Raw genomic sequence first — 17,709 nt, 5'->3', positions numbered from 1 at the left:
TAACTAATTAATTAATCAATTAATAATTATTGCTAAGTATTAATTAACACTTACTAATCGATTAATTTACATCTTCGATAAATGTTTTGTGTAATTTTTTCAAGCAATTTTCGAGGTCTTTTTCACCGATTACAAATGAAATGTTAGTTTCAGAAGAACCCTGTGCAATCATTTTAATATTTGCACCGCTTTCAGCTACAGCCGTGAATAAATCGCCTGCAATGCCTTTTGAGCCTTTCATATCGGAACCAACCGCTGAAACGACGCATACTTCTTTATCAAAGCTTACATCTTTTATTAAATGGCAACCGTCAAACTCTTTTTTAAGTTCTCTTACACATTTAATCGCTTCAAGTTCCCCGTCGTAAATAACGATTGAAATGTTAGTTTCAGAAGAACCTTGTGTTATTAATATAACGTTTGCATTTGACCTGCCGAGTGCGTTAAATATCCTTGCAGCTGTGCCACTTACGCCTACCATACCGCCACCAAAGATATTAATTAAAATAACGTCTTTAATGGTCGTAATAGCTTTAATAGGTCTATCACTTGGTTCAATATCCCCATTAATAAGGGTACCTTCGTTTTCAGGTTCAAATGTGTTTTTAATTTTTAACGGGATTCCTTTTTCCATAACCGGTTCTACTGTTCTCGGGTGCAACACCTTAGCACCAAAGTAAGCAAGTTCCATTGCTTCTAAGTAGGACATTTTAGGTATTTTTTTAACTTTTTCCACTGTTCTTGGGTCAGCAGATAAAACACCGCTTACATCGGTCCAGATTTCAACCATATCAGCTTCAAGTCCAGCACCTACAAGGGCAGCAGAGTAATCACTCCCACCTCTACCGAGTGTAGTGATTTCTTCTTCTTTTGTACCACCAATGAATCCAGTAATCACAGGAATAACGCCTAATTCTAATAATGGGGTGATTGTACCTTTAACTCTTAAATCAATTACTTTCGCACATCCAAAATTGTTATCTGTAATAATACCTGCTTCCCTACCGGTAAGACATATTGATTTGTTTCCTTTGTCTTTTAAAGCACCGCATAAGATAGGTGCACAGAGCCTTTCACCGAATGAGAGTATGAAATCTTTTGATTTAGGGGTAAGTTCTCCTAAGTAAGTTACACCCAATAATACTTTTTCCAATTGTTCGAGTGTATTTTCTATAACAATTCTTGTCTCTTCTTGAATTTCAGGGTCTTCAATGGCTTCTAAGATTGCCAGATGATGCCTATCCCGCACGTCTTGTATGAAAGAATTGACTCTCGCAATATCCCTGACGTCCAGGGCCTCTTTTGAAATATCTATAAGCGAATTTGTAATTTGAGTCATTGCCGAGGTTACGACAACAATATGATTATGGTCTTGATGATTATCACCATTACCTCTTTTGAATCTGTCTGATACTATTTTTGATACATTTTTAATTCTCTTACCGTCGCCTACAGACGTACCGCCAAACTTCATAACCGTAATCATCATAATCACCATATTAAATATAATATCATTAATTTTGATATTTTTGATATTTATTTTTTTAAATTTTTTTTACTTATTGTAGTAATATTTCTATATTTCGTAATTATACATTATAGTTATTATATTTAATTATTTGCATATATTTAACTATATTTGGGTAAATTGACTTTATATTTTATTAAAATAAAAGTAATGCTAAAAATATTCGTAAAAATAATACTTTAAATGTAATACTTTAAAATCTTAAAATATTAAAATATTAAAAATATCAAACATCAAAACATCATAAATATATAATATGACATATGATATTGTATTAATTGAAAGATTAAAATAATCATATATTTAATTCATTGGGTGAATTTTATTATGTTCGATTTTTTGTTAATACGGGATTTTTTGCAAAATTTGGTTTTAACTTTGGTTTCTTTAGGTATTTTAATTGCTTCCATAAAACTTTGGACTCAAAGGGATATCAGTAAAAATATAGTTTATGCAAGACTTCATATCGTGGGTATTGTAGATATATCTTGTATTGTTATATTATTTATGTTCAACCAGCCACTTTTAGCACTAGTTTATTTGATATTGTCGCCTTTTTCAGCCCATGCGATTGCAAATGCCAATTATAATGACGAAATTTCAAATTAACGAATATTTACTGATTAATTACTATTTAATAAGTAATAAGTAATAATTAATAAATTTAATAATAATACTAATAATAATACTAATAATAATACTAATAATAATACTAATAATAATTTTTAATTAAATGTAAACGGGTAGTTCGTGAAAAAATGGTAAACATAGGAATTATAAATATATTAGATGTTTTTATAATGTTTTTGGTATTATTGTCATACGTTGGGGCATTAATACAGAAAGATTTAATTAAATGTGTCGTTTTAACTGGTTTAGGCGGTTTAGGATTGGCATATTTATTTAGTAGTTTACTTGCGCCTGATGTAGCTGTGACCGAGGCTATATTAGGAGGTGCAGTTTTACCAGCTTTCTTTGCGTTTACTGTAAAGAGAACTCAAAGAATTGATGAATAAATTTATATTTTTATTTTTTTAATTAAACTTATAACATATATTTGTATTATGGATTAATTTTATATTCTGTATAATACATTTTTTTATTTTACATTATTTAATGGATTAACCTTAGTTTAATTTTTACTTATAGGGTAAATATATTATATAGTGGGAAGTGAAATATAATGTACTTATTTGATATTTGACGAATAAGTACATTATATTTCAATAACGTATATAATTTAATAAATAATTTTATCATTATAGTACCTAAGGTTTGAATTAGTCAATGGTATAAAATACGTTATTGATGCGATAAATTAATAATAACTTTATTAATAAATTTATTAATAGTATCTAAAGTGTCTACAATGTTTATTAAGTTTAAACAGTGTATTATTAATATATATTAAAATAAATTTTATATTGTGGTATCACAAATAGATAATTATTAATAAAACTATATCTTAAAAAATAAAAAAGAAAAAAAATCCCCTAATGGGGAGTATATCAATCTCACGTAATGAGTGTAATTTTACACTCGAGAATAATATATCAATTTTTGATATATATACATTTGTACTTGTGCATATGCTTTAATAGTTAGGTGGGCAATTAATTTTTAAATATTTTAAACTTATCGAGTTTTACCTCCTTACGAAAAGTTGCATAGCACGGTTTAATTGTATATATATTCTTACATTCGGGAGAGAACATTTATAGAAGTTGGTATGTATGATTAAATTATTGGCAAGAAAGAATGTAAGGAAAATACTGGACATCTTAGAACGGGAAAAAGAACTGTACTTTAGAGAAATCTCAAAAAATACTGGTATAAATACAGGTAATTTATCTGAAGACTTAAATAAATTATACTATAAAGGTTTAGTATCTAAAAGGTCTGAAGATATTGAAAAAAATTTGCCAAAGGTGTATTACAGTATTACAGACTTGGGAAAAGATGCACTAAGTATTTACCAAGATGTTGATTTATTAGAAAATAAATGTTTGGAGTGTACTTATAACGAATTCCCTGGGAATTTTGATAAAGTGCCTAATCGGACAATCAACTCACGAAAATAATTTATAAAATATTTAAGCATATGGTATGAAAAATAACATAATTTATTGTATTAATTTGAATAAAATAATAATAATAATAAATAATAAAATAATATGATAATGTTAAATTAATATTTGAATAAATATAAAATATAACATTATTACATTTTATATTTTAAAAACAATTTAAAATCGTATTTAACTAATATTTACGATAATATTTAATTTGACTATTTTAGAGATAATATTTAATTTTAATTTAAGTTATTACGTTTAATATCTTTTTAATATATTATAGTATTCTTCATTTAGTATCTTTCTAATTCTGAAGCAATAACGTGTAATATTTCGTTAGCTAACATATTAACTTTTTCTGTTCTTTCAGAAACTTGCAATATCTTTTCTTTTAATCTTTCAGCATCACATTCTTCAATGTCTCTTGCTTTAATGGTTTTTCTTTTATCCTTTGCAGCGTTCTCTTCTGCGATTCTGGTTGTGGTGATAATCATTTCTTGAAGAATATCAACTAAAGCAACAACGGACTCTGTAGACACGTACATATCAGTGTTTTCTTTCATAATTCTTTTAACGGTTCCTTTTGGTATCATAACATTCACCCATAATTTATTGTAAAATAGAGTTAATTTACGATTAATCTTTTATAATTTTAACAAAGATGATTTTATTCATCAAAAATACAATGTAATTTTTATAATCGTTTATATTACATATGCCTTTAAATTATTTAAACCTATGTTATTTATGTTATATTTCGATGAATTAAGGGTTTATAATTATTTTATCTAATTTTAAACACTCATTTAAATTGTATGTTTAAATTGTCTGTTTAATTCAAATTAAAGAATAAATAATATATACTTTAAAAGCATATAATCCACTATTATAATTAATTTTTTAAGTTAATATAACCTAACTAATCTAATTCTTAAAGTTTTCAATATATTTCAAAGTATTTCAATTATAAATTATAGAATATTCCCATATATTTTTATATTTATTCAATATTAACAATATGCGTATTAAAACGTTGACGGTGGTTTAAATGGCAAGTGTACCGAAGTACTATTCCACAAAAGCAGTATGTGAGTTTGAAGCATTTTCAAATTTTAAAAGGATACTTTCAAACAGTAATTCAACAGAATTTTACAATTTAAAAATTACAAATATTTTAAATCATAAATACTACCAAGTAAAATTTATTACAAAGGCTACTCAAGAAGATTATACCTTTTTATGCCAACAATTACAAAACGCTGGTTTAATCATCTTAGATTGTATAGACCTTGTATTTAACGCATATTTATTAAAGATTTCTGGAAATTTACCTGACTGCATCGATATTCAGGAAGAATTATTGCAAAATTTATTGGAATATGGAGCAATTCCTTTAAAAACAGAATTAGAATCAGTAGATTTATGTACCGCAGATTTGAAAATATTGACCTCAAGTAAAAACCCATTACACAGCATATCTTTTATGGACTTAATGAGAAAGAATTCGGAATTAAAATATTCAATAACTCCAACAAATAGCTCAGAATTTGATTAAATGGATTATAATATTTAATGCCAAATAATTTACTAACAATTATTTAATTATGTAAATTATGTAAATTATGTAAATTATGTATAGTATTGGTAATAAAACTAATAATAAAACTAATAAGAATATAATTAATAAAACTAATAATACATTTGATAATAAATTTAATATATTATATTTACTAACCTAACTATTAAATAATATGTTTAATATTACATACATATTATATATACATAATATGTGGCGATTTATATTGAAAAGTATATCGAAATTAGAAATATACTAAATATGATAGTGAAGTATACGGAGCAATAAATTAACCTTTTAGGTTATAAAGTTCCCAATAGGCTTTGGTATACGGTGGTTTAATGATATTTGAAAATATATTTTCAAAAAATAGGAAATTTAGGACTTTACTCGAAGATGGTCTTATTGCAGAAGCACTAAAGCAAGTACAGTTGGATGAATCTTTGCAAGAAGAATTATATGCAATGCTAAAATCTAAAGTCTCTAAACTTAGAGCTAATTCCATACACGTGCTTACAAAATTAGCAATTAAAGATAAATCTTTTAATCAAAAAGCGTTGATTAACCCAATACGAAGATTATTGGCGGACCCTGAAAGACACGTCGTACTTACAACATTAGTTTGTGTAAAAATATTCTTAAAAAGCTATTCGGAAGCATACCCTGAATTTGAGTCGTCAATAGTTGCATTACATAATGGTACAATTGATTTAGAGATTAGGGAATATACTAATGAGATAATTAAGACTTATGGTACATTTAAAGGTAAAAAAGTAGAACACGGACACGAAGTTTTGCGTGAAAAATTTAAGAAAATAATTGATAATGAATCTCAATCTACCTTGGTTGTAAAATTAAAAGAAATTTCTGAATATATTCAAGATATTAACCCGGAAACAAGTAATATAGAAATTTCAAAAGATAAATTAAATAGGATAATTGAAAAGGAAAAGATATCCTCTCAAAAAGTAGATTTAAATTCATTACACACTGATTTTGAAGAATTAGACCCTATGGATTTAGTATGTAAAATTTCAAGTATTCAGAATTCTGGAAGAGATAATATTTCCAGCAATTTTGATAGATTATTGGAGTTATCTTGTTCGAGGAGTACAATAATTCGAAATTCTGCTTTGAATGCAATTTATGAAATTACTAAAAAGTACCCTGATATTACATATTCCAGAGTTTCATTTTTGGAAAAATACCTATTACAATATGGTAGTAATAGCGTAATATTTAAGCATACTATTCAGGAATTGGCTAATAATTATGATTTATCTAATTATGCTTTGTCGAGATTAGTTCGGAAGTCTAAATTAAAAGAAAATTCTAAAAATGAGAAAATAAGTTTAAAATAAAATAATAAACTAATAAAAAATAAAATAGCTAATAAAAAAGAATAAAAAATAAACTAATAAAACAATTACTTATTTTTTTGTTTATTATATTTTTTATTCATTATTTATTCTTCAAAATTTATATATTCTAAACCACTGTAAACCATAAATCTATTAATTCTCGCAAAACACAATAATACTATTTTTTCTTTATTTGCAAGGTCTATCCCGTGATTTGTAGACGGTGATTTTGTAATTATGACCCTACAGCCTGCGTTTATAACCTTTTTAACCATTGCCGTAGGTTGTCTTCCACTTGAAACGATTATGCACTTAGAAATGTCCAAATTATTTAGTTTTGCATATCCAATAACCTTATCAATCGCATTATGGCGACCGATATCTTCATAGTATATTAGTTTATTTCCTTCCATATCGAATAAACCTGCCCAGTGTACGCCACCGGTTAACTCCCAAATATTTGACATAGTCGGCATTTGTACCATAATCTTTTTTACAGTACTTAATTTTAAATTTAAGTCATTATCTTCATTTTCTTCAATTATTTTATTATTTTCATTAGTAAATTGTTTATTTTCCATATATAATTTTAATTTAATTATTTTTTCATTTTCTTCAATTATTTTAATCTCTGTAATTGATTCATCTTTTTTAAAATTCCCTTCACTTATAATGTGCCCCACCAATAATTCCTTTAATCCGTGAGGTGATGCTAAAACTTTACCTTTAAATTCATCATTTTTATAAAATTCGCAAATTTGTTCAACTACTACTATATCTTTTTTATTTTGCAATCCTTTTTCTTCATCCCAGGAATAAGCATCTCGTAATGTGATAGTATCTTTAATTTCTTTGTCTAAATTATTGTATCTTTCCATACGGCTTGTTTTATTACATTTATTAGGCTTATTACTTTTAACAATGTTATTTTTAGTATTTTCCATACTATCCCTACGTAGTTTGTTATCGTTATCTAATGGATAATATTATATAATAATAGGTTTAAATAAGATTTGATTAGGATTGTGATGAAAAGAGGGTTATCTGATTTTATGATGATTACACCTATGCTGAATCCTATTTTTATATAATAATATAATACAATATAATAATATAAAAATACTATTTTAAAAATAAGTTTAATAATTAAAAATAAAAATAAAAATAAAAGTAATTATAATTTAAGTTATTGACCATTCCAAATTCCAACAAATAAAATGTGGTCTTTTTCGAAAGGTTCAATGTTAATAGCATCTATAATTGTAAAACCATTTTGTTCCATAATTTCTTTTTGAGCTTCAAATATTACTTTAGGATTTTCAGTAACGTCAACACTTCTCGCTTTGATTGATATCATACCAAAACCGCCCTCTTTTAAGAACCATTTAGCATTTTTAATCAATATTTCAGCTTGATTAGGTTGTGCAACATCTTCAAATATTACATCTACCTTTTCCACAATGTTTGCGTATTCTTCTGGCTTGTTTGCATCGCCTAAAATAGGAAATAGGTTTTTCCTACCTTCGCAACTTTCAACAAACTCCCTCATAATTCTTGGTGCAAACTCAACGGCATAAACAGGCGAATTTTCCGCAACGTCTGCAACGTGTGAAGGTGTTGTACCTGCAGAAGCTCCCAGGTATAAAACTTTACTACCTTTTTTAATCGGCATTTCTTTTAATCCATTAATAATGGAAGCTCCCAATTTACTTTTATTCGGATTCCATACCCTATACTCGGTATTTTTAATATTAACTAATTTTTCGCCGTATACCCTTTTATTATGTACTAACGATTTTGTACCAATTCTCTTGATTCCATCGCCCAAATCTAATTCAAATACGTTATCAAATTTTTCCTTAACTTTTGCCATATGACCACCGACATTTTAAATTTAAAATAAAATATTTTTAAAAATATTTATTATATTTTTCATTATTATTTTCATTATAATTATTTGTTAATTTTTGAAGACGTTTTTCCGATAACAACTCTTTCAACTTTACGTTTTTCTCCTTTGCCAGCTTGACCTTGGTTGTTTTTACCTTTACCGCCTTTATTCATATTTTTATCATTGTTCTTGTTTTTATTGTCCGGTCTATTTCTGGAATCTCTATTTTTATTATCTCGATTATCTCTTCTATCCCTTCTATCTCTTCCGTCTCTTCCGTCTTTTTTATCGTTTCTGTCTCCCCTATCTCTTCCGTCTTTGTTTCCATCTCTTCTTTGAGGTTTTCCTTTTCCTTGAGGTCTTCTATCTCCAGGTTTTCCAGGTCTTCCTTTTCCTTGAGGTCTTTTTGATTTCTTTTTAATAGGTGGTTTTGGGAATCTGGTTTTAATATCTGCTACTTTTTTATCAATCTGCTCAGATAAATCGTCTGCAATATAATTACCGCTTACATCTGCTTTAATCGCAATTGACATTTTACAAGCAATAGCTCTTGATATTTTACCACGTGTCCAGCCGGTAGCACCTTGGATATAAGGGTGTTGGAATATGATACCGTGCTTAGGAGAGTCTGCCCTTTCTCTTAAGTGTGCAAACAATGCTTTTTCAGCACCGATTACCTGTATTGTTGAACCAGGCAATATTGAAAGTCTGTCCATACCACCTGCGAGACTTATAAGTCTTGCACCGATTGAAGGACCTGCAATTTTGGTTAAGTTAGGTGCGACTTCCGTCATAGAATTATCTAAATATGCCAATAATTCTTCTCTGTACTTGTATAAATTGTGTATTTCATTAGCAAGGCTTTTTATAATCTGCAAATCTACTTCTGAAATTTCAGCACCCATAGATTTTTTTGCAGCAACTGATAAAGTTCTTGCTAAGTTTTGAGGCATTTCTTCTTTTAACCTTGTTCTTGTATAGTTTTCTCTAAATCCGTATTCTGAAACTAACTGAACATATGCGTCCTGTTTTTTAACAATGTTGTCCATTTCAGGGAAATATAATGAATACCATTCTCTTAATCTTTCAGAGAATAAATTTAAAGTTTCATCGAGGTTGTCCAATGCGTTAACAGTTTGTACAATTAACTTGTCTTTTGCCTGTGAACTTCTTTTCATCATCATTTTTGTATATTGAACTGTCCACTCATTCATTTTATTTAAAAAGTCATCTTCTAAATCTTCAAATACGCCATATTGAACGCCTAATTCATACATAACGTTTCTAATAGCGTCATTTTCAGCTTTAATTTTTGAACCTTCAAAAGTGATGGATTCTAATTCTTCAAGGTTTAAAATCTTTAAACTTTCTAAATTAGCAATTTCTTCATCTTTTTCATCTTTTTCGTCTTTTTCTTCTAAATCTTCTTTATTTTCGTTAGTTTCTTTAAGTTCTTTAATTTCTTCAATTAAAGCATTTTTTAATTCTTCTTTCTTTTCATTGGCATCTTGCCTTAATTCATACATAATTGATGGAATTTCTTCTTCATCAAATTTTTTAAAGTATACGATATTGTTTGTAATATCTTCAAAATTTTGTGTTTCATCGTCTTTTTTAACTATAAATATACCGTATGGCACTAAAATTGCACTAAGCATTATACTCACCGTTATAATAACAGATTATTAATGATAATCCTTCCATTTAATAAAATTAAAATAATTAACATTATTGATTAGAATTACTGATAATAATTTTGATAATATTTTTGATTAAACTATATGATTAATACATAAATAATATAATAAAATTTTATGTAATCTTATATCTATATCTCTCTAATATATGGAAATCGAGTATATAAAAATATGTACTTAAATAAGTTTGAATAACAAAGTAATATATAATAATCAAAGTAATATAATAATAAAATATAGTAATAAAATATAGTAATATAATAATAAATATGGTAAAATAAATATTTTAATATTTAATATGTGATATTTAATATGTGATATTTAATATTTTATATAATCCATTTTGGTGAAATAAATGTTTGGAAGCCTTAAATCAAAATTAACAAGTACTATGGGTAAATTATCTAATAAAATATATAAAAAGGGCGAAGCGGTAGATAAGGAAATCGAAACCGAAAAACAAGAAACAACACAAGAAAAATATATAAAAGATAATACAAATACTGAAGAAATTAAAAATAATGAAAATAAAGAAGATGAAAATAAAGAACATAAGAAAGATGAAGAAATTAAAAATAATAACGTTTTAGATAAATTTGAAAAAACAAAAGTAGGGTTTTTAGACAAATTTAAAATTACAAAAAGTATTAAGAAAGTTTTAAGTAAGGAAGTAATACTTACAGAAGATGATATTGAGGATATATTAGAAGAATTAGAATTAGAACTTTTAGAGGCTGATGTAGCGTACGATACCGTAGAAAATATAATCGAATCACTTAAAGAAAGCTTAATCGGTTTAAAAATTACAAGTGAGGACAATCCTGAGGAAATTATAGAAACAGCCCTTAAAAACTCAATTAGGAACATATTGGCACAGGAAAAAATTGATATTGAGGAATTAATCCAAAATAAAAATAAAAATGGAGAACCTGCCGTAATCATATTTTTAGGAATAAATGGAACTGGAAAAACTACCTCCATATCTAAATTAGCGTATAAATTAAAACAAAATGGTCATAGCATTGTAATGGCAGCAGGGGATACATTTAGAGCTGGAGCAATTGAACAACTTGAAGAGCACGCAAATAATCTTGAAGTCAAAGTTATTAAACATCAGAAAGGTGCAGATAGTGCAGCGGTTATTTTTGATGCAATACAGCACGCAAAAGCTAAAAAAATTGACGTAGTACTTGCAGACACGGCCGGAAGACAAACAACAAATATAAATTTAATGTCTGAGATTAAAAAAGTTGTTAGAGTGACAAAACCCGATTTAGTGGTATTTGTAGGTGATTCATTAGCTGGAAACGATGCAATAAATCAGGCAGAAGAATTTAACAACGCTGTTAACATTGACGGAGCAATATTGACTAAAACAGACGCCGATGCAAAAGGTGGGGCAGCTTTATCCATTGCACACTCAATCGGAAAACCTATATTATATATGGGCGTAGGTCAAAGATATTCTGATTTACAAGAGTTTGACGTCGATTGGATGGTAAATAAGTTATTCTCTGAAAATGAAGAGAAATTATCTGTTGAAAGAGAATTCTAATATATTTTTAAATTAAATTGCCTTATTTTTTTATTATTTTTTCATTATTTTATTATATTTTATTATATTTTATTTTTCACTATTTTTTAAATAGTATTCTATAAAACATTAATATCCTCGATTAAAATAATTAACTTTTAATACTTTAAATTTAAAATATTTATTACTGTTTAATATCTTGCATATTTAAAAATGGTGGGTAATATGAAGGTTAGAAGAATCCAAAAAATTGATAGGTTAAGCGATTTAACAAAAATAAAGGCTGAAAGCTTACTCGATAAGAAAAGTCTCGAAAAAGTCTCTGGTTCTTGGGTAGATACGGGGGAAGTAGTCGAGATAGAAAAATCAGAAATAGAGAATGTGTTTGATGACCTTGTTTTTTTAAGGACTGAATCGGATAGTTGGACAGAAGGATGTAAATTAATTTTAAATGTTAAAAATAAAGGAAATTTCATAAAATATTGGAGATATTAATTATAAAAAACTAATAATTAATGATTAATAATTAAGAATTACTAATTACTCAAATAAAAAAGAATAAATAAAAAAGAATAAAAGATAATAAAATAATAAACTAATAAACTAATAAAATAATAAATACGACCAATAATTAAAGAAATTGTTCTAATAATGTCTGTCTATTTGTTATTTTTAATATTTTACTTTTTTCAACGTATTTATCAACTGGAACTATCAAATACTGTTCTAAACCCAAAAGGGCTGATTTTAAGGTGTCAAATTCGCCAATTTTTTTACTATCCATTGCAAGTTTAACACCTTGTCGAATTTGCCAAACTCCTACTGGAGCATAATAATCTGGCGTAATTTCCCTTATTACAACGATTTTAGCTTGTTTTTTCCGTTTATGTAGATTTTCCATAACACTTAACCGTGAAGCGTGAAAAGCTCCCGCAGTTTCTTTTACATATCCTTTTAATCCTTTAATTCCTTCATAATCTCCACATACATGGTATTCCGCTACCCTACCATACAATGAACCTTTTAACCATACTTCCATAGCTTCAAAGGCGTATAAATCAGGTATCAATAGTATGAAATATCTGTTTCCCAATAGTTCAGCGTGGTATAGCTCATAATTATTAATTACATTGTATCCAATTACTTCTTTACGTAATTCCTTGCCAATCATATCCTGTACAGCAGTTATACTCCATTTTGTAGGTACAATTTTTTTGTCAACACCCATCAAACCGGTAGACAGTAGTTTTATAATATAATATTCGTCAAATCCTGAATTGTAAAGACTCATAACACCTTCTAATGCTTTTAATTCATCATTAACAACACTATCCGTTTTTTTAGGAATTTTTGGGTTCTCTGCAATATCAAATTTTAAAAGGTTTTCTTTTGCACCCATGGGAGATGTATAAGAGCTCATACCTAAAACCATTTTAGGATTTTTTAGTAGTTTCATCTCACTATCCACAGGTTTTATCGACATAGCAATTTCTTGTATATTATCTATATATTTCGTAGAAGTTGGTAAATTAGCGTCTCTATAATTATTTTCAACTTTAACGTTTGATTTGGTTTCTCCCATAACCAACATTGACCGATAGTGCATAATCTCATCAATGGAGCTATTTGTCCAGTTTTTAGGATTTTCAAGCTTGCTTATATCGAATTCCGATTTAGATTCGATATTTGTATTTGTATTTTCATTCAATAGTTCATTTACTTGTTCCACATCTCCAAAAGTTGGCAACATAGGGCCAATACGTACTTTAGGGTATCCATATTCTCCTACAAATAAACTCGGAGGAGATGCTCCAAAGAATTCCTTTTTTTCGATTAATCCTTTAAATTTTTTGGAAATTCTGAATTTTTGAAGAATTAAACATTTACTTCTACCACATAAATTCTTTCTACCTTTGCAAATTGAACACATACTACTCAAAAATATCACTTTGCTAAACTGATTAATCGATAATTCTTATTTAAAATTTTAAATTTAAATTTTAATATCTATTATTTAATTATTACTTCTTAATTATTACTTCTTAATTATTAATTATTAACTAATTTCATTATGATATTATATATAGAAAACTATAAAGAGTCTTCGGAATTTAATATATATAAGGCTTTTAATGAATTCAAATGCCTAATTACTCCATATATGTACTTAAAATACACACTCATATCTTTCTCTCACGGGGGTGTATATCATTAAAAATCTCACGAAAAATAAAAATATGGAAAAAAATAATAAAACTAATAAAACTAATAAAAATAATAAAACTAATAAAAATATTAATAGAAATAATATTAATAATAAACTTAGCAAAATTAATAAAACTAATAATAATGTTTTAAATAACTCAATAAATTCAGAATTATATTCTGAAATATGTGAAATATTTGTAATAGATGACTTTCAAGGATTTAAGGAGGAATTTGGTCAAATTTTAAAAGATAAATCTACATACTGCTTATCTAAGGAAAATGGCATATCTTTTTCAATTGCACATCGTCTTAAATCTGATAAGGAGTATAAACCCCGAATAGATACGTTATTAAAGGTAATTCAGTCTACTGGCTACAAAATAGCACTCGTAGGTAAATATGATTAATTATACTTAATTTTTTCATATTTATTTTTTAGCCGTTATTATGGTAATAGGATTCCTTGCCATCATCATATATCCTGATTTTATCCTTCTACCGTATGAAACAGTCATATTAATTAAATCAATTTCATAATCATAGTTTTCCAATATTTCAGCAATTTTTAAGCCCGTATTCACAACAATGGTATTTGATACAACTGTTTTTATACCATACTTATTTATTATGCTTAAAATTTCTTCAATATTTTGAGTACCGCCGATAAATATTTTTAAATTTTTAGCAGTTTCCTCAGTTTTGACAGTTTCGGAGGATATATTATTTAGTATTTTTTCCAATTCTTCTTTAGCGTCCCCAGATATTACTTCACAGTTTTTTATATCAAATTTTTCCAAATTGGCGTTTGTAGTATTGATTGCATCTTCATTATTATCTATCGCATAAGCTTTTTTAGCTATAGTAGCTATCTCAACAGTCATTCCTCCGCTACCGCAACCAATGTCTATAACAATATCGTCGTGTGTTAAATTTAGTTTTGATAAACTTAATGCTCTAATCTCTTCTTTTGTAAGAGGTACACTTTCGTTCCTAATAAAATCTTCATCTTTAATCAACTTATCGCCTTTATATTGTTTATTTGATATTTTAATTACTAATTACTTTTATACTATTAAGTACATAATTAATGGTATATATAATAACATAATTTAATTTAAATTATATTTTATTAATAAAATTAATAAAATTGCTAAAATATGGAATATAGAATATTGGATAATAAATAAAATTTGGGATATATTACCTATATAATATGTGGAATAAATAAATTAATTCTATTAAAAAAATTATAATGTTGGTGAGAAAATGCCTGCAGACACTATGTTAGGACTTGGATTTTTGGGAATGGGCGTAATAGCAGTTTTCGCGTTAGCTTTTGTTATTAGTTTTGTTTTAGAGCTTATAAATACATGTATTGGTTTAAAAATCGTTAAAATAGATTCTGAATTTAAAGAAATTGCTAAAGTATCTTTGTATAAATCGTTAGCCAGTGCAATTTTAAATATGTTTCCAATGGGATTTATACTCGCCCTATTGGCTGCAACGTATATAAATAAAGAATTCTTTAAAACAGACTGGAAAAATGGTTTTATTATCGAATTACCATTAATAATCTTTGGAATACTCTTGGGAATCGTATTAATAATCCTTATGGTACTCGGGGTAGGTTATTTAACCCTTGACCCATCTTCAGCTACGGTTACTCAACTTAACTAACTATTTTTTTATTTTTTTATTTTTTATATATTATATATTTATTAAAGTTCTGTATTTTTAAACCCTATGAAAAACTATATAATTTATGATAATATATAGTTAGAATTAATATATACGGGTTATAGTTTGGTGAAATTATGAATACTTTTGAAATTGTTGCAGGACTTTCTGCGGTTTTTATTGTTGCATTATTATTAATTGGAATGGTTTTGCAAATTTTTCTAACTTATTTGGGGGTAAAAATTGCTAAAATGGATAGTGATATGACATTAATTACTAAAGTGTCTATTATCAAATTTTTTGTGGGAATAGTCTTTGCATACGTTCCTTTAGGGGTTATATTAAGTTATGTGATGAATTTCTACATAAATAAAGAATTCTTTAAAACAACCTATAAAAACGGTTTTATTATCGAAATACCTTCGTTAATATTAGGAATCATACTTATTGCAATTGTGATAGGCTTATCAATTGCTGACGGGCAAAATATTTATTCGGCAACTTATGAATTACTTTATTAATTACCTTTTTTTATTTTATATTATTTTATATTATTTTATCTTATTTTATCTTATTTTATCATAATTATTTGTAGTTTAGTTTTTCAGTAGATTTATTATATTTATTAATCGCCATATTTTTTAATTAATAAAATATATATACTATATAATCAATCTATAAAATGAATAAATTTACAAAAAATAAATAAATTTAGATTTACGATTATATAGTTCTTAGGACTAATCTATAATATGGTTAAATATATTATAAATACATTTTAAATAAATTTAAACAGCTTTATGAACTTATATCCATTTGCAAATAAAATAAAATTAATTACAAAATAATATATAATTTTAAAAATATATGAAATTATTATTAATATTCTGTAGTTATTAATAAAAATTTATACACATTCGAGACATATGAATACTATTTAAAATAAGTTAATAACAATTTAATGTGTATCGCAAAGAGCAATTACTAAAATTATAATTTCAACGAATAAAAATCAATTTTAGTAAAATTTAATGGATATCGTTCTATTTTTAAACCCATACTTAAAAATCTAAAATTAAAAACCTAAAATTAAATACTTTGAATATAATGAACATAAAAATTATTATATTTGTATTTGTTAATATATTACAAGTTAATAATAAGGTGAGTTTATGAGTGATAATTTAACTGATTTGCCGGGAGTAGGTCCTTCAACCGCTGAAAAATTAGCAGAAGGTGGATACATAGATTTTATGAAAATAGCTACTGCTACAGTGGGTGAATTAACCGATATTGAAGGCATAAGTGAAAAAGCAGCCGCTAAAATGATTATGGGTGCAAGAGACTTATGTGATTTGGGTTTTAAAAGTGGTATAGACTTATTGAAACAAAGAAGCACAGTATGGAAATTATCCACTAACAGCGGAGAATTAGACAACGTTTTAGGTGGCGGATTAGAAAGTCAATCAGTGACTGAATTTGCAGGGGTTTTCGGAAGCGGTAAAACTCAGATTATGCACCAAAGCTGTGTAAACTTACAACGTCCTGATTGCATATTCTTTGACGAAAGTGCAGTTTCGGATGAGGAATTAGCTGCACCAAAAGCTGTTTACATCGATACCGAAGGTACATTTAGACCTGAGAGAATTATGCAAATGGCAGAACACGCAGGAATTGAAGGTCAAACAATTTTGGATAATACATTTGTAGCAAGAGCTTATAACTCAGATATGCAGATGTTATTTGCTGAAAAGATAGAAGACCTTATAAATGATGGAAACAACATTAAATTAGTCGTAATTGATTCTTTAACCAGTACATTCAGAAATGAATACACCGGTAGAGGAAAATTAGCTGAAAGACAGCAAAAATTAGGTAGGCATATGGCAACATTAAACAAGTTAGCAGACCTTTTCAACTGTGTAGTACTCGTTACAAACCAGGTTTCAGCAAAACCGGACGCATTCTTTGGTATGGCAGAGCAAGCAATCGGTGGACACATCGTAGGGCACGCAGCTACATTCAGATTCTTTGTTAGAAAAGGAAAAGGCGACAAAAGAGTTGCTAAATTGTACGACTCACCTCACTTACCTGATTCCGAAGCAATATTTAGAATTACTGAAAAAGGTATTCAAGATTAATTAAACACGAAAAAAAGAAGA

At 27.1% G+C, this 17,709-nt stretch carries 18 protein-coding genes; 11 read left to right on the top strand and 7 right to left on the bottom strand.

What is annotated here, in order from left to right; genetic code table 11:
- Positions 1 to 61 precede the first annotated feature (61 nt).
- Positions 62 to 1,486: an aspartate kinase gene (locus J3E06_RS05285; protein WP_048187141.1), complete on the bottom strand. Its 1,425-nt coding sequence runs from the start codon at positions 1,484 to 1,486 to the stop codon at positions 62 to 64.
- 369 nt (positions 1,487 to 1,855) lie between these two features.
- Between J3E06_RS05285 and J3E06_RS05280 the strand changes: the two genes are divergently transcribed.
- The 3 genes from J3E06_RS05280 (at position 1,856) to J3E06_RS05270 (ending at position 3,609) form a co-directional block, all read left to right on the top strand.
- A complete protein-coding gene (locus J3E06_RS05280; RefSeq protein WP_013180248.1) occupies positions 1,856 to 2,137 on the top strand; it encodes a cation:proton antiporter in 282 nt (93 codons plus the stop codon).
- A 149-nt stretch (positions 2,138 to 2,286) separates the two neighbouring features.
- Positions 2,287 to 2,544: a DUF4040 domain-containing protein gene (locus J3E06_RS05275; RefSeq protein WP_013180247.1), complete on the top strand. Its 258-nt coding sequence runs from the start codon at positions 2,287 to 2,289 to the stop codon at positions 2,542 to 2,544.
- 717 nt (positions 2,545 to 3,261) lie between these two features.
- Positions 3,262 to 3,609 carry a winged helix-turn-helix domain-containing protein gene (locus J3E06_RS05270; protein ID WP_013180246.1) on the top strand — a complete coding sequence of 116 codons (348 nt, stop codon included), beginning with the start codon at positions 3,262 to 3,264 and terminating at the stop codon, positions 3,607 to 3,609.
- A gap of 287 nt (positions 3,610 to 3,896) precedes the next feature.
- Here the strand turns inward: J3E06_RS05270 and J3E06_RS05265 are convergent, their stop codons facing one another.
- A complete protein-coding gene (locus J3E06_RS05265; RefSeq protein ID WP_013180245.1) occupies positions 3,897 to 4,196 on the bottom strand; it encodes a histone family protein in 300 nt (99 codons plus the stop codon).
- A 455-nt stretch (positions 4,197 to 4,651) separates the two neighbouring features.
- Between J3E06_RS05265 and J3E06_RS05260 the strand changes: the two genes are divergently transcribed.
- Positions 4,652 to 5,158, top strand: coding sequence for a hypothetical protein (locus tag J3E06_RS05260; RefSeq protein ID WP_013180244.1), 507 nt, complete (start codon positions 4,652 to 4,654; stop codon positions 5,156 to 5,158).
- Positions 5,159 to 5,520: 362 nt separating this feature from the next.
- Positions 5,521 to 6,540 carry a hypothetical protein gene (locus J3E06_RS05255; RefSeq protein ID WP_013180243.1) on the top strand — a complete coding sequence of 340 codons (1,020 nt, stop codon included), beginning with the start codon at positions 5,521 to 5,523 and terminating at the stop codon, positions 6,538 to 6,540.
- A 104-nt stretch (positions 6,541 to 6,644) separates the two neighbouring features.
- Here J3E06_RS05255 and fdhD read toward each other — a convergent pair whose 3' ends face one another.
- The 3 genes from fdhD to J3E06_RS05240 form a co-directional block, all read right to left on the bottom strand.
- Positions 6,645 to 7,484 (bottom strand): formate dehydrogenase accessory sulfurtransferase FdhD, encoded by an 840-nt coding sequence (gene fdhD, locus J3E06_RS05250; RefSeq protein WP_013180242.1) that lies wholly within the window; start codon positions 7,482 to 7,484, stop codon positions 6,645 to 6,647.
- Positions 7,485 to 7,726: 242 nt separating this feature from the next.
- A complete protein-coding gene (locus J3E06_RS05245; RefSeq protein WP_013180241.1) occupies positions 7,727 to 8,413 on the bottom strand; it encodes a fibrillarin-like rRNA/tRNA 2'-O-methyltransferase in 687 nt (228 codons plus the stop codon).
- A gap of 80 nt (positions 8,414 to 8,493) precedes the next feature.
- Positions 8,494 to 10,089, bottom strand: coding sequence for a Pre-mRNA processing ribonucleoprotein (locus J3E06_RS05240; protein WP_013180240.1), 1,596 nt, complete (start codon positions 10,087 to 10,089; stop codon positions 8,494 to 8,496).
- Positions 10,090 to 10,483: 394 nt separating this feature from the next.
- Between J3E06_RS05240 and ftsY the strand changes: the two genes are divergently transcribed.
- Positions 10,484 to 11,683, top strand: a complete 1,200-nt coding sequence (ftsY, locus tag J3E06_RS05235; protein WP_013180239.1) for a signal recognition particle-docking protein FtsY — start codon at positions 10,484 to 10,486, stop codon at positions 11,681 to 11,683.
- A 204-nt stretch (positions 11,684 to 11,887) separates the two neighbouring features.
- Positions 11,888 to 12,157 (top strand): hypothetical protein, encoded by a 270-nt coding sequence (locus tag J3E06_RS05230; protein ID WP_013180238.1) that lies wholly within the window; start codon positions 11,888 to 11,890, stop codon positions 12,155 to 12,157.
- A gap of 136 nt (positions 12,158 to 12,293) precedes the next feature.
- Here J3E06_RS05230 and J3E06_RS05225 read toward each other — a convergent pair whose 3' ends face one another.
- The gene (locus tag J3E06_RS05225) at positions 12,294 to 13,592 is read right to left on the bottom strand and encodes an Nre family DNA repair protein (RefSeq protein ID WP_013180237.1); all 1,299 of its coding nucleotides are present in this window, start codon (positions 13,590 to 13,592) and stop codon (positions 12,294 to 12,296) included.
- 307 nt (positions 13,593 to 13,899) lie between these two features.
- Between J3E06_RS05225 and J3E06_RS05220 the strand changes: the two genes are divergently transcribed.
- On the top strand, positions 13,900 to 14,277 hold the full coding sequence (locus tag J3E06_RS05220; RefSeq protein ID WP_013180236.1) for a hypothetical protein: 378 nt from the start codon (positions 13,900 to 13,902) through the stop codon (positions 14,275 to 14,277).
- Positions 14,278 to 14,298: 21 nt separating this feature from the next.
- Here J3E06_RS05220 and cbiT read toward each other — a convergent pair whose 3' ends face one another.
- On the bottom strand, positions 14,299 to 14,886 hold the full coding sequence (gene cbiT, locus J3E06_RS05215) for a precorrin-6Y C5,15-methyltransferase (decarboxylating) subunit CbiT (protein ID WP_013180235.1): 588 nt from the start codon (positions 14,884 to 14,886) through the stop codon (positions 14,299 to 14,301).
- 250 nt (positions 14,887 to 15,136) lie between these two features.
- Here cbiT and J3E06_RS05210 point away from each other — a divergent pair, with 250 nt between their 5' ends.
- The 3 genes from J3E06_RS05210 to radA all read left to right on the top strand — a co-directional run bounded on the left by J3E06_RS05210 (position 15,137) and on the right by radA (position 17,688).
- Positions 15,137 to 15,547 carry a hypothetical protein gene (locus tag J3E06_RS05210; protein WP_013180234.1) on the top strand — a complete coding sequence of 137 codons (411 nt, stop codon included), beginning with the start codon at positions 15,137 to 15,139 and terminating at the stop codon, positions 15,545 to 15,547.
- Positions 15,548 to 15,684: 137 nt separating this feature from the next.
- Positions 15,685 to 16,068, top strand: a complete 384-nt coding sequence (locus J3E06_RS05205) for a hypothetical protein (RefSeq protein ID WP_013180233.1) — start codon at positions 15,685 to 15,687, stop codon at positions 16,066 to 16,068.
- Between the two features lie 651 nt (positions 16,069 to 16,719).
- Positions 16,720 to 17,688 carry a DNA repair and recombination protein RadA gene (gene radA / locus J3E06_RS05200; protein ID WP_013180232.1) on the top strand — a complete coding sequence of 323 codons (969 nt, stop codon included), beginning with the start codon at positions 16,720 to 16,722 and terminating at the stop codon, positions 17,686 to 17,688.
- The last annotated feature ends 21 nt before the right edge of the window (positions 17,689 to 17,709 follow it).

The organism is Methanococcus voltae, assembly GCF_024807655.1.
Classification (GTDB): domain Archaea; phylum AGJL01; class Methanococci; order Methanococcales; family Methanococcaceae; genus Methanococcus; species Methanococcus voltae_D.
Note: the sequence above shows the minus strand (reverse complement) of the source record. Positions and strands in the feature narration are given on the sequence as shown.

Bases quoted from the DNA above. Each gene is read 5' to 3' on its own strand.
- J3E06_RS05220 (WP_013180236.1), top strand. From the start codon at position 13,900: ATGGAAAAAAATAATAAAACTAATAAAACTAATAAAAATAATAAAACT.
- J3E06_RS05265 (WP_013180245.1), bottom strand. From the start codon at position 4,196: ATGATACCAAAAGGAACCGTTAAAAGAATTATGAAAGAAAACACTGAT.
- J3E06_RS05285 (WP_048187141.1), bottom strand. From the start codon at position 1,486: ATGATTACGGTTATGAAGTTTGGCGGTACGTCTGTAGGCGACGGTAAG.
- J3E06_RS05210 (WP_013180234.1), top strand. From the start codon at position 15,137: ATGCCTGCAGACACTATGTTAGGACTTGGATTTTTGGGAATGGGCGTA.
- J3E06_RS05245 (WP_013180241.1), bottom strand. From the start codon at position 8,413: ATGGCAAAAGTTAAGGAAAAATTTGATAACGTATTTGAATTAGATTTG.
- J3E06_RS05275 (WP_013180247.1), top strand. From the start codon at position 2,287: ATGGTAAACATAGGAATTATAAATATATTAGATGTTTTTATAATGTTT.
- ftsY (WP_013180239.1), top strand. From the start codon at position 10,484: ATGTTTGGAAGCCTTAAATCAAAATTAACAAGTACTATGGGTAAATTA.
- J3E06_RS05240 (WP_013180240.1), bottom strand. From the start codon at position 10,089: ATGCTTAGTGCAATTTTAGTGCCATACGGTATATTTATAGTTAAAAAA.
- J3E06_RS05255 (WP_013180243.1), top strand. From the start codon at position 5,521: ATGATATTTGAAAATATATTTTCAAAAAATAGGAAATTTAGGACTTTA.
- J3E06_RS05270 (WP_013180246.1), top strand. From the start codon at position 3,262: ATGATTAAATTATTGGCAAGAAAGAATGTAAGGAAAATACTGGACATC.
- J3E06_RS05230 (WP_013180238.1), top strand. From the start codon at position 11,888: ATGAAGGTTAGAAGAATCCAAAAAATTGATAGGTTAAGCGATTTAACA.
- fdhD (WP_013180242.1), bottom strand. From the start codon at position 7,484: ATGGAAAATACTAAAAATAACATTGTTAAAAGTAATAAGCCTAATAAA.
- J3E06_RS05280 (WP_013180248.1), top strand. From the start codon at position 1,856: ATGTTCGATTTTTTGTTAATACGGGATTTTTTGCAAAATTTGGTTTTA.
- J3E06_RS05225 (WP_013180237.1), bottom strand. From the start codon at position 13,592: ATGTGTTCAATTTGCAAAGGTAGAAAGAATTTATGTGGTAGAAGTAAA.
- radA (WP_013180232.1), top strand. From the start codon at position 16,720: ATGAGTGATAATTTAACTGATTTGCCGGGAGTAGGTCCTTCAACCGCT.
- J3E06_RS05205 (WP_013180233.1), top strand. From the start codon at position 15,685: ATGAATACTTTTGAAATTGTTGCAGGACTTTCTGCGGTTTTTATTGTT.
- J3E06_RS05260 (WP_013180244.1), top strand. From the start codon at position 4,652: ATGGCAAGTGTACCGAAGTACTATTCCACAAAAGCAGTATGTGAGTTT.